Origin of the sequence: Delftia sp. S65 (assembly GCF_016516495.1) — a bacterium.
GTDB lineage: Bacteria > Pseudomonadota > Gammaproteobacteria > Burkholderiales > Burkholderiaceae_C > Comamonas > Comamonas acidovorans.
Map to the genome: position 1 here is coordinate 1 of NZ_JACVUR010000081.1, position 11,107 is coordinate 11,107.

The 11,107-nt window shown below is 67.2% G+C and carries 10 protein-coding genes; 3 read left to right on the forward strand and 7 right to left on the reverse strand.

What is annotated here, in order from left to right:
• From IAE24_RS29715 to IAE24_RS29730, 4 genes are all read right to left on the reverse strand, one after another.
• A partial coding sequence (locus tag IAE24_RS29715) for a DUF6531 domain-containing protein (RefSeq protein WP_233626434.1) occupies positions 1–660 on the reverse strand: 660 nt, incomplete at its 3' end.
• A gap of 516 nt (positions 661–1,176) precedes the next feature.
• Entirely contained in the window at positions 1,177–2,691 is a 1,515-nt protein-coding gene (locus tag IAE24_RS29720; RefSeq protein ID WP_012204439.1) for a tripartite tricarboxylate transporter permease, read from the reverse strand.
• The gene (locus tag IAE24_RS29725) at positions 2,691–3,260 is read right to left on the reverse strand and encodes a tripartite tricarboxylate transporter TctB family protein (RefSeq protein WP_063326714.1); all 570 of its coding nucleotides are present in this window, start codon (positions 3,258–3,260) and stop codon (positions 2,691–2,693) included. The genes IAE24_RS29720 and IAE24_RS29725 overlap by 1 nt, the downstream gene beginning before the upstream one ends.
• A gap of 216 nt (positions 3,261–3,476) precedes the next feature.
• Positions 3,477–4,436, reverse strand: coding sequence for a Bug family tripartite tricarboxylate transporter substrate binding protein (locus IAE24_RS29730; protein WP_013803365.1), 960 nt, complete (start codon positions 4,434–4,436; stop codon positions 3,477–3,479).
• A 100-nt stretch (positions 4,437–4,536) separates the two neighbouring features.
• Here IAE24_RS29730 and IAE24_RS29735 point away from each other — a divergent pair, with 100 nt between their 5' ends.
• Genes IAE24_RS29735 through IAE24_RS29745 form a run of 3 tightly spaced genes read left to right on the forward strand, consistent with a single transcriptional unit; the run spans position 4,537 to position 7,231 of the window.
• The gene (locus IAE24_RS29735) at positions 4,537–5,259 is read left to right on the forward strand and encodes a response regulator transcription factor (protein WP_012204436.1); all 723 of its coding nucleotides are present in this window, start codon (positions 4,537–4,539) and stop codon (positions 5,257–5,259) included.
• Positions 5,260–5,289: 30 nt separating this feature from the next.
• Positions 5,290–6,777, forward strand: coding sequence for a sensor histidine kinase (locus tag IAE24_RS29740; RefSeq protein WP_200016417.1), 1,488 nt, complete (start codon positions 5,290–5,292; stop codon positions 6,775–6,777).
• Between the two features lie 4 nt (positions 6,778–6,781).
• On the forward strand, positions 6,782–7,231 hold the full coding sequence (locus IAE24_RS29745; RefSeq protein WP_088165395.1) for an RNA-binding S4 domain-containing protein: 450 nt from the start codon (positions 6,782–6,784) through the stop codon (positions 7,229–7,231).
• Positions 7,232–7,337: 106 nt separating this feature from the next.
• On the opposite strand, the gene IAE24_RS29750 is transcribed toward IAE24_RS29745, so the two are convergent.
• Genes IAE24_RS29750 through IAE24_RS29760 form a run of 3 tightly spaced genes read right to left on the reverse strand, consistent with a single transcriptional unit; the run spans position 7,338 to position 10,940 of the window.
• On the reverse strand, positions 7,338–8,711 hold the full coding sequence (locus tag IAE24_RS29750; RefSeq protein ID WP_063326716.1) for a uracil-xanthine permease family protein: 1,374 nt from the start codon (positions 8,709–8,711) through the stop codon (positions 7,338–7,340).
• Positions 8,712–8,758: 47 nt separating this feature from the next.
• Positions 8,759–10,177 carry a guanine deaminase gene (guaD, locus tag IAE24_RS29755; RefSeq protein ID WP_063326717.1) on the reverse strand — a complete coding sequence of 473 codons (1,419 nt, stop codon included), beginning with the start codon at positions 10,175–10,177 and terminating at the stop codon, positions 8,759–8,761.
• Between the two features lie 19 nt (positions 10,178–10,196).
• Positions 10,197–10,940 carry a 16S rRNA pseudouridine(516) synthase gene (locus IAE24_RS29760; RefSeq protein WP_013803370.1) on the reverse strand — a complete coding sequence of 248 codons (744 nt, stop codon included), beginning with the start codon at positions 10,938–10,940 and terminating at the stop codon, positions 10,197–10,199.
• Positions 10,941–11,107: the final 167 nt, after the last annotated feature.

The following is an 11,107-nucleotide window of genomic DNA, read 5'->3' on the forward strand; positions in this document are numbered from 1 at the left end:
GTAGAGCTGGCGGCGCCCGAAGCGGTCGATCTGGGCCATGAGGCGCCAGGGGCCATCGACAGGTTCACCGGGCGCAGGACCAAAGCCCCAGAGCGTGTCGCCATCGCCGCTGACCGCGAGGATGGCTTGCGGGTTGCGCACCAGTGCCTGCTCCACATGCGACCAGCGTGGGTTCGCCGCCCAAGGCGCTGTGCCGCCGTCCGGCTCCGTGCTGCCGCCGCGCAGCAGCCAGATGTCTTCGCTGGCACTGTGCAGCTGGCCGCCCGGCGCCAGAGGCTGGTCGAAGGTGATGACGCGGCCGCTGGCATCCAGCAGCAAGGTGGACTCTTCCTGCAAGCGGATGCTGAGCTCCTGCAGCAGGTGCCAGCCATGGCCCAGCAGGCCGCAGGCAGCGCCGTGCTCGGGGTTGACGTAGCTGCTGTACTGGCGCTGCCAGGCCACAGGCAGCGCCGCCGAGGGCAGGGCGAAGTCCAGGTCTTGTGCGCCCAACAGGACCTTGGCGCCCAACTGGGGGTTGACGGGGGAACTGACGGTGATGCCACCTGGGCAGACGGAGCAGGCAAGGCCCCCCTGGCTGCCGATGAGCACTGTGAGCGAGCCGGTGACGATCTTGCCCTTGACGACGCTGTCGGTGATGCGGGCTGCGGGTTGGCCACTCATGCAGACTTCTCCTGAGTGGACTTGATGGCGCAGTCGCAATGTATCGCTGTATCCAGGGCGGCAATTGCTTCACATTGCCTCATTCTGGGTAGAAGGAAACAGTGGCGGATTCTCTGATGGCCAGGCATTTCATGAGAATGCAGTGGCTCGCCCCATGGCGTGCGGATGGCAAATGGTCGTGTCATTGTGTCAACCGTCCTATGGACGGCCCCCTCTCTCGATGAGCGGGAATCATAGACAGGCCACTGGCAATGGCGCAATTGATTTATGCGTCAGACTCCTCTTATAAATGTAAGCAAATTGATTATCTTGGATACATCAGCAATTGAATGCCACCTCACCAATGGACGGACATATTGATAAATTTCCCATGCCATTGGTGCAATGGGCATGAGGCGCCTGCTGACCCGCATCAAGGGGCGCCAATAAAAAAGCCCCTGCCTCGGAAGGCAGGGGCTGTCAGGGGCCCGGGGCGCCATGCGTGACACCACCGGGCCGGCTAGCAACGGGTTGGCATCAGCCTGCAGCCGCCTCCGGCGAGGGCTTGGGCTGCAGGCGCTTGAGCACGCGCGGCACGATGAGCACGCAGGCCACGATGATGATCAGCGTCAGCGACATGGGGCGCTGCAGGAAGATCCACCAGCTGCCTTCGCCGATGGACACGGCATTGCGCATCTGTGCCTCGGCCAGGGGGCCCAGGATCATGCCGACCACGACGGGCGCGGTGGGGAAGTCGAAGCGGCGCATGATCACGCCCAGCACGCCGATGCCGTACAGCAGGAACAGGTCGAAGGCGCTCTGGCGCATGCCGTAGGCACCCACGGTGGCGAAGATCAGGATGCCTGCGTACAGCTGGGGACGCGGGATCTTGAGCAGCTTGACCCACAGGCCCACCATGGGCAGGTTGAGCACCAGCAGCATCAGGTTGCCGATGTACAGCGAGGCGATCAGCGCCCAGACCAGGGCGGCGGACGAGCTGAACAGCTGCGGGCCGGGGTTGATGCCGTAGTTCTGGAACGCACCCAGCAGCACGGCCGTGGTGTTGCTGGTGGGAATGCCCAGGGTCAGCAGCGGGATCAGCGCGGCGGTCACGGTGGCGTTGTTGGCGGCCTCTGGGCCGGCCACGCCTTCGATGGCGCCCTTGGTGCCGAACTCGGCACGGTTCTCACCCTTGGCCAGCTTCTTTTCGGTGGCGTAGCTCAGGAAGGTGGGGATCTCGGTGCCGCCGGCAGGGATGCAGCCGAAGGGTGTGCCGATGACGGTGCCGCGCAGCCAGGCGGGCCACGAACGCTTCCAGTCGCGGCCGGTCATGTGCACTCGGCCCATCCTGTTTTGCGTATCGACAACCTTGCCTTCGTACATGGCGGCATACAGCACCTCGGCCACGGCGAACAGGCCCACGGCCACGAGCACGATGTCCACGCCGTCCAGCAGTTCCATCTTGCCCATGGTGTAGCGCGCAGCACCCGAGATCTGGTCCATGCCGATGCAGCCCAGCGCCAGCCCCAGGAACAGGGCCGTCATGCCGCGCAGCGCGCTTTGGCCAAGCACGGCACTGACGGTGGTGAAGGCCAGCACCATCAGCATGAAGTACTCGGGCGGACCCAGCTTGACGGCAAAGTCGGCCACCGAGGGGGCGAACAGCGTGACGACCACGGTGGCCACGGTGCCGGCCACGAAGGAGCCGATGGCGGAGGTGGCCAGCGCGGCGCCCGCGCGGCCGCTCTTGGCCATCTTGTTGCCCTCCATGGCCGTGACCATGCTCGCGGTCTCCCCGGGCGTGTTCAGCAGGATGGAGGTGGTGGAGCCGCCATACATGGCGCCGTAGTAGATGCCCGCGAAGAAGATCATCGAGGCGGTGACCTCGACCTTGGCGGTAATGGGCAGCAGCATGGCCACGGCCACGGCCGGGCCGATGCCGGGCAGCACGCCCACGGCCGTGCCCAGGGCACAGCCGACCAGAGCCCACAGCAGGTTGGCGGGTGTAATGGCGGTGGCGAAGCCCGCCATCAGTGCGTCAAAGATTTCCATTACAGCCACCCTGTCTCAGTCAGGCCCGGCAGGTTGATTGCCAGGAATTGCGTGAAGGCCCAGAACACGGGCGCCGAGATGAGCAGCCCGGTGACCACGTCCTTGACCCAGGTGATGGGTGCGCCCGCCTGGGCCTGGCCGCCAGCACGGCGCAGGCCCTGCACGGCCAGCACGTAGCAGATGGTGCAGCTGACGATGAAGCCCGCCGTGCCGATCAGTGCGGCGTTGACCATCAGGCCGGCCGACACCCAGACGAAGGCGCCGATGTCGGCGCGTGGATGGCCGCCAGGTGCGGAGGCTTCGCGATAGCCGCCCGTGCGCGCCTCCCAGACCAGCCAGGCGCCGCAGACCGCGAGCACCACGGCGCACAGCCAAGGCAGGAAATTGGGGCCGACGCCGCCGTAGCCGGAGTCGGAAGGAATCTGCAGCGCGCCGAAGGCCAGGCCTGCAGCGACGAGCAGCACGCCAGAGCCGACGATGGTCTGCGCGCGAACCGAGGGAAAGCCGCTGGGCTCATCGGCCTGGGCGGCATCCGTGGCAAGTGGATTGGGTTGTGAGGACTCGGACATGGTCAGTTCCTGGCCGCAGCGGAACCGGCGACCGGGCCGGCCACCGCTGCAGACGTGGGGAAAAAATTAAGCCGCCGGGGCCTGCGGGCCGCTGGCGCGGCGCGCGGGCATCTTCCGCTTCTTGAAGCAGGCGCTGCGACTGGCGCCTGCCGTGGCCCGCAGGAGTGCGGGCCTGTGGCCGCACCGGCCCCGCAAGAGGCCGGTGCAGCCGTGCGATCACACCATGCCGGACTTGACCATGGTGGCGCGCAGGCTCGCGAACTCCTGGTCCACGAACTCGCCGAAGGCATCGCCGGCCAGCCACGCGGGCGTCCAGTCGTTCTTCTGCAGAGCCTCGGCCCAGGCCTTGCTCTTGGTGGCCTTCTCCAGCATGGCGACCAGCGCATCGCGCTGGGGCTTGGTGATGCCGGGCGCGCCGTACACGCCGCGCCAGTTGCCGATCTCGACGTTGATGCCCTGCTCCTTGAGCGTGGGCACGTCCACGCCCTTCAGGCGCTGGCCCGAGGTCACGCCGATGGGCTTCATCTTGCCGGTGCTGATGTACTCGGCGAACTCGCTGAAGCCGCTGCCGCCCACCGTGACGTTGCCGCCCAGGATGGCGGAGATGGCCTCGCCGCCTCCACGGAAGGCCACGTAGTTGATCTTGGAGGGATCGACGCCGACTTCACGCGCGATCATGGCCGCCGCAATGTGCTCGGTGGAGCCGCGCGAGCCGCCGCCCCACTTGACGGAGCCCGGGTCCTTCTTGAGCTGGGCGATCACCTCGGCCATGTTCTTGAAGGGCGAGTTGGCGGGCAGCACGAACACGTTGTATTCGCTGGTCAGGCGCGCCAGCGGCGTGGCCTGCGTCAGGTTCACGGGCGGCTTGCCCGTGATGATGCCGCCCAGCATGACGGCGCCCATGACCATCATGGCGTTGGGATCGCCCTTGCTGCCGTTGACGAACTGCGCAAGACCGATGGCGCCGGCGGCGCCGCCCTTGTTGTCATAGGTGACGGAAGCAGCCTGACCAGCGTCCTGCAAAGCCTTGCCCAGGGCACGGCCCGTGGTGTCCCAGCCGCCGCCGGGGTTGGCCGGCAGCATCATCTTGACGGCGACCGCAGCCTGAGCAGACAGCGGCAGGCTGCCTGCGGCGGCCAGTGCGGCCAGCGACTTCAGAAAAGTATCACGACGCATGGTTTGACTCCTTGTGTTGTAAGGCTGTCGATGATCGGTTCGCTACCTGTCAAATGGCTGTCCAAACCCCTAGGGGAATCCCTAGATCGCTCTTGGCGCGATGGCCTGCATCGCGCCCGGTGCTAACGTGCGGGCCATGCAATTGCTGCTCGTAGAAGATGACAACGCCATGCGCACCACGCTGCAGCGCACGCTGATCCGGCGCGGCATCCAGGTGGAGACGGCGGCCGACGGCCCCTCGGCCCTGGCGCAGTGGCTGGTGCGCGAGCCCGACGCCGTGGTGCTGGATTTGAGCCTGCCCGGCCTGGACGGCCTGCAGGTGCTGGAGCGTGCGCGCGGCCAGGGCCTGCGCACGCCCGTGCTCATACTGACTGCGCGCGGCACCGTGGGCGATCGCGTGCTGGGCCTGAACGCCGGCGCGGACGACTACCTGGCCAAGCCCTTCGACCTCGACGAGCTGGAGGCCCGGCTGCGCGCCCTGCTGCGCCGCAGCAGCGACAGCTTCGCGCCCAAGCCGCCGCCCGAGACCATTGCCATGGGCGCTCTGCGCTACGACAAGACCAGCGGCGCCATCCACCGCGATGGCGAGATCATGGAGCTGACGCCCCGCGAGCTGGCCCTGATGCACGCCCTGCTGGCGCGCCCCGGCCATGCCGTGGCCAAGGAGCGGCTGTTCGCGCTGGTGTTTCCCGGCGAGTCCGACGTGCAGTACGAGGCCGTGGAAGTCGTCGCCTACCGGCTGCGCAAGAAGCTGTCGGGCACGGGCGTGCAACTGGTCACGCTGCGCGGCCTGGGCTATCTGCTCAAGGCCGAGTCGGCCTGACGCATTGCCGCATTCCTGTACCGCAAGCCCATGCGCGACCCCGGTCTTCCCCTTCCCGCCCCCGCCCGCGCGCGCCAGCCCTGGTCGCTGCGCCGCCAGCTGCTGACGGGCATTCTCGTCCCCGTCATTCTGTTCATTGGCTTCAATACCTGGAGCCTGTACCACCAGACGCTGGCTGCGCTGAACACGGCCTATGACCGCACGCTGCTGGCATCGGCCAAGAGCATCAGCGAGCAGCTGGATGTGACGGGCTATGACGAGTCCGCCCAGTTGCATGCCATCGTTCCCTACTCCGCGCTGGAGATCTTCGAGGCCGACAACCAGAGCCGCATGTTCTACCGCGTCTCCACGCTGGACGGGGAAATGGTGTCGGGCTTTGGCGAGCTGCCCATGTGGCACGGCGTCATCCCCCAACGCCCGCCCTACGCGGCCCTGGTCGATTTCTACGACGCACAGTTCCGCGGCCGGCCCGTGCGCATGGCCGTGCTGCTGCAGCCCGTGGCCAGCGCCAAGGGGCGCGGCATGGCCGTGATCCAGGTGGCCGAGACGCTGGAGCTGCGCGAGACCCTGGCCCTGCAGATCCTGCGCACCACGCTGGCACGCCAGGCACTGCTGGTGGCTGCCGTGGCGCTGATCGTGATCTTTGTGGTGCAGCGGGCCACCCAGCCCGTGCGCCAGCTCAGCAGCGACCTGCGCTCGCGCCCGCGCGGCGACCTGAGCCCGCTGTCGGCCCCCGCTGCGCCGCGTGAATTGCAGCCGTTGCTGGAGGCCATCAACCAGCTCATGCTGCGGCTGCGACAGCTGCTGTCGGACCAGAAGCGCTTTGTGCGCGATGCATCGCACCAGTTGCGCACGCCGCTGGCCGTGCTCAAGGCCCAGCTGCAGTCGGCCCAGCGCGGCGATGTGCCGGCCGAGCAGGCCTTCGAGGAAATCGGCGCTACCGTGGACCGCGCCACGCGGCTGGCCAACCAGATGCTGGCGCTGGCCAAGGTCGAGCAGCTACGGCAGGAAGACAGCGCCGAGCCGGCGTCGCCCGCGCACAGCCTGCTGGACGAAGTGGTGCGCGACGTGGCCATCGAACTGTCGCCGCTGATTGCCGAGCAGGACATCGACTTCTCCATAGACACCGAACCCTGCCCCGTGCCGGCCCATGAATGGATGCTGCGCGAACTCACGCGCAACCTGCTGCACAACGCCATACGCCACATGCCTGCGGCCGGCAGCCTGCACATCAGCGTGCACCAGGCCGGCAGCCAGGCCGTGCTCAGCCTGCGCGACAGCGGGCCGGGCATAGACAGCGACCTGGCCCAGCGGCTGTTCCAGCCGTTCTCGGCCGGCAATGCGCGCAGCGGCTCGGGCCTGGGGCTGGCCATCTGCCACGAGATCGTGCAGACGCTGGGCGGCGCCATCGAACTGCGCAACATCTACCGGCAAGGCCTGGTCTGCGGTTTGCACGCTCACGTGGCGATTCCGCTGCAACCGGCCACTGGCAAGCACCCCGCGCCGCGCGCACAATAACGCCATGACCGATATCGAATCCATGCGTCTGGACAAATGGCTGTGGTGCGCGCGTTTCTACAAGACGCGCAGCCTGGCGGTAGAAGAGATCGGCAAGGGCCGCATCACCGTCAACGGAGCCCTGGTCAAGCCCGCGCGCGAGGTGCGCTGCGGCGACACCGTGGTGCTGCGCCAGGGCCAGATTCCGCGCACCGTGGTCATTCGTGGCCTGTCCGGCATGCGCGGCCCCGCACCCGTGGCCCAGGCCCTCTACGAAGAAACCGCCGCAAGCCTGGCCGAGCGGGAGCGCCTGGCCGAGCAGCGCCGGCTGGCGCCCGAGCCCGCCAGCAGCATTGCCGAACAGCACGACGGCCGCCCCACCAAGCGCGACCGCCGCCAGATCGACCAGGTGCGCGAGCGCGGCAACTGGGACAGCCGCTGGAGCGCATCCATCGACGACCTGGACCGGCGCTGAATACCGCGGCCCTGCCCGCCTCACGCCTCCTCCAGCAAAAAGGCCATGCGCAACCGCTGCGCATGGCCTTTTCTCATGGGTTTGCGGGCGCAGACCCCTGCGGCGTTCAGACCACCTGGTCCTTGGCCGGTGCGTCGTCCCCCTGCGCACGCGGCAGGATGAGGTTCATCACCATGGCGGCCATGGCCCCCACGGTCACGGCCGAGCCCAGCAGGTACTGCAGCATGTCCGGCAGGGTTTGGACCCAGTCCTTGGGAGCCAGCGTGGCGAAGAAGGAGCAGATGATGGGCACGCCCACCACCAGCATGGCGCGCTCGTCCAGGCGCACATGGCGCAGGATGCGGATGCCCGCCATGGCAATGGTCACGCAGACCACGGCGAACATGCCGCCGATCACGGGCGAGGGAATGGCCGCAATCAGCGCCGAGAACTTGCCCAGAAAGCCCAGGCAGGCCAGCACCAGGCCGGCTGCAATGAAAACCATGCGGCTGGCCACGCCTGTGATCGAGATCACGCCCGCATTGGTGGAGTAGCCGGTGACCGGCGTGGCGCCGATGAGTGCGGCCACGCTGCAGCTCAGGCCCTCGCCCACGGCGCCACGGTCGAGCTGGCGGCTGGTGATGGGCTGGTTGATCACGGCCGATACCGCAAACCAGGTGCCCGTGGTTTCCGCCATGACCACCAGATAGATCACGACAAAGGTCAGCACGGCAGGCAGGCTGAACTGCAGCGGATAGTCGATGCCGGCCAGCTTGGGCAGCGTCAGCCAGGGAGCATCCGCAACCGGCTGCCAGGCGAACAGGCCCATGGCCCAGGCCACGGCCGTGCCGCCGGCCAGCGCGATGATCACCGACGACAGGCGCATCCAGCGGCCCAGCCGGTTGTCAAAGCGCAGGCCCAGCATCATGGCCGCGATCAGCAGCGCCGCCGACACCGAAGCCAGGGCAATGGACTGGTTGACCGTCATGCCGCCATGCACCGAGAACACGTTGGCGCTGAGCGCAATCGGCAGCAGCGACAGCCCCACCACGAGGATGATGGTGCCGCCGACGATGGGCGGCACCAGCCAGCGGATCACGCGGTGGAACCAGCCCAGCGCACCCAGTGCGATGACGATCAGAGCTCCCGGAATCAGCGCGCCATAGACGGCTCCCATGCCGCCGAAGCCACCGCCCGCGCCAAAGGCCACGGCCAGGATGGCACCCAGCGGAATGTAGGAAGGCCCTTGCGCAACAGGCATGCGCATGCACCAGGCGGTCTGGATCAGCGTGCCCACGCCTGCGGCAAGAAAGGTGGACTGGATCATGGACGCCGCATCGGCTTGCGACAGCGCCAGGGCCGAGGCAATGATGAAGGGCACGACATACACGTCCATGGCCATCACATGCTGCAGGCCCAGCAACAGGGCCTGTGACAGCGAGACGCGGTCGTCGGGGCGGGCGATCAGGCGCCCTTCGTAGGAGGAGGTCGGTTCGGTCATGGGACGGAAAAATGCGGAAAACGGCCGCAGCCTAAAGACTGCGGCGCTCAGACAGCAGTGACAGCGCCGGCGGCCTGGCGCCGGTGCACGCACTCGCCCTGCACCCAGGTGCTGGCCACATTGGCGCGCGTGGCGTGGTGGATGATCTTTTGCAGAATGTCGGCCGGCCCATCCGCGCCGGGCCAGATCTGGACATTGGAGTCAGGCCCCTGGCAGTCGATGGCCAGGGCGTCCATGGCGTGGCCGGGCTCGATGCGGCCAATCGGCAGGTCCAGCGCATCGCCCCCCGCCGCCGTGGCCAGCCACAGCGCAAAGACGTGGTCGATGCGGGCCTGCACGCCCTGCCCCGCCCTGCCGCGCTGCGAAGCGCCCAGGGCCGGGTCCACCCCCTCATGCAAGGCCAGCGAGGCCGTCATGGCGTGGCGGCAGGCATCGAACATGCTGGGGCTGTAGCCGCCCGAGATGTCCGTGGCCAGCCCCATGCCCAGGCCCTGCTCACGGCCGCTGCGGGCCGGGAACACGCTGTTGGCGAAATAGAAGTTGGACAGAGGGCAATGCGCTACCGAGGCGCCCGTGCGCGCCATCAGTGCCACGTCATCGGCCGTGAGGAAGTTGGCATGGGCCACGACCGTGCGGCGCGTGAGCAGGCCGAAATCATGCAGCGCATGCGCATCGGTGCGGCCCTGGCGTTCCAGCACATGGGCATGCGCCCAGTCGCTCTCGGAGCAATGGGTTTGCACATGGGCGCCGGTGCGTCCAGCCAGGTCGCCCAGGCCGCGCAGCAGCTCGTCGGTGCACGAAGGAATGAAGCGCGGCGTGATCACCGGCAGCACGCGCTGCTGCGCGTTGTCCGGATGCTGGCGCAGCCAGTCGATGAAGCGCGCCGTCTCGGCAATGCCTTCGGCGGCGCTGGCGTCCTTGTAGTACGGGGGGCATTGCGACGGCTCGTCCATCGCCACCTTGCCCACCAGGGCGCGCTGGCCCAGGGCCAGGCAGCGTTCGGCCAGCACCTGGTTGCCCACGGCGTGGATGGTGCCGAAGTACATGGCCGTCGTCGTGCCATTGGCCAGCAGCGTGCGCACCACGCTGTCGTAGACCGAAGCGGCAAAGCCGGCATCGCTGTAGCGCGCTTCCAGGGGAAAGGTGTACTCCTGCAGCCAGGTTTCCAGCGGCACATCCAGGGCCTTGCCGCTTTGCGGCCATTGCGGTGCATGCACATGCAGGTCCACCATGCCGGGCAAAAGGTACTGGCCTTCGGGCAGGCGCTGCAGCGTGCCTGCGGCCGCATGCGCGGCCTCCAGAGCGGCGCGGCGGGGATCACCGCGCTCCAGCACGGCATCGATCATGCCGCGGCTATCCACCACGATCAGCACGTCCTGCTGGATACGCAGCGCATCCGGCACGGGCGCATCGAAAGCAGTGCACAACAGGGCCCAGCCCTGGCCAGGGTCAGCGGAATTCATCATGGAAACGCGGCCCCCTGCCTCACTTGGCCTTGAGCTTGGCCAGGTCCTCGGCCGTCAACCATCGCCACTGGCCCGGCTGCAGGTCCTCGGTGAGCTCCAGCTCGCCAATCTTCCAGCGATGCAGGCCCTCGACGCGATTGCCAACGGCCGCGATCATGCGCTTGACCTGGTGGTACTTGCCTTCGGTCAGCGTGAGGTCCAGCACATGCTCGCTCACCTGCTCACAAGCAGCGGCCTTGACGGGCTTGGGGTCATCGTCGAGCACCACGCCGTCGAGCAGGCGCTGCACCTGGCCGGCATCGACCGGATGCTTGGTGGTCACGCGATAGATCTTGGGCACATGCTTCTTGGGCGAACTCATGCGGTGGATGAACTGACCGTCATCGCTGAGCAGCAGCAGACCCGTCGTGTCCTGGTCCAGCCGCCCCACGGCCTGCACGCCCTGCACGGCACCCTTGTTCGGGCGCAGCCGCAGCGGCAAGGGCAAAAGCGAGTAAATGCTCGGATAGGTCGACGGTTTTTGCGAGCACTCCGTGCCCGCCGGCTTGTGCAGCAGCACATAGCCCAGCGCGTGATAGGCCCACTCCACGCCCTGCACGCGATAGCGCAGGCCTTCAGGATCGATGTCCTGAGTGGAGTCGAGGCAACGCACCCAGTCATTGGCCTCGGTGTCCCACAGTTCCACCCAGCCCTGCTGGACCAGTCCCGAACACACGCGGCGGATGCCGAACCCTTGGGAATACAGAATGTCTTGCAGTTGCATGTTCATCTTTCAAGCCGTTTGCGCCCACCATGGCGCACGCACATCGCGCAGGCGACGATACAAGTACTTCTGCGCAAACAAGCAAAAAACCCCGTAGCTTTGGGCTACGGGGTTTTTTGGGCTGTAAGAGCCTGACGATGACCTACTTTCACACGGGAACCCGCACT

Coding starts and splice junctions, on each gene's coding strand:
- IAE24_RS29720 (WP_012204439.1), bottom strand. CDS start 2,691: ATGGAAATCTTTGACGCACTGATGGCGGGCTTCGCCACCGCCATTACA.
- IAE24_RS29725 (WP_063326714.1), bottom strand. CDS start 3,260: ATGTCCGAGTCCTCACAACCCAATCCACTTGCCACGGATGCCGCCCAG.
- IAE24_RS29730 (WP_013803365.1), bottom strand. CDS start 4,436: ATGCGTCGTGATACTTTTCTGAAGTCGCTGGCCGCACTGGCCGCCGCA.
- IAE24_RS29735 (WP_012204436.1), top strand. CDS start 4,537: ATGGCCTGCATCGCGCCCGGTGCTAACGTGCGGGCCATGCAATTGCTG.
- IAE24_RS29740 (WP_200016417.1), top strand. CDS start 5,290: ATGCGCGACCCCGGTCTTCCCCTTCCCGCCCCCGCCCGCGCGCGCCAG.
- IAE24_RS29745 (WP_088165395.1), top strand. CDS start 6,782: ATGACCGATATCGAATCCATGCGTCTGGACAAATGGCTGTGGTGCGCG.
- IAE24_RS29750 (WP_063326716.1), bottom strand. CDS start 8,711: ATGACCGAACCGACCTCCTCCTACGAAGGGCGCCTGATCGCCCGCCCC.
- guaD (WP_063326717.1), bottom strand. CDS start 10,177: ATGATGAATTCCGCTGACCCTGGCCAGGGCTGGGCCCTGTTGTGCACT.
- IAE24_RS29760 (WP_013803370.1), bottom strand. CDS start 10,940: ATGCAACTGCAAGACATTCTGTATTCCCAAGGGTTCGGCATCCGCCGC.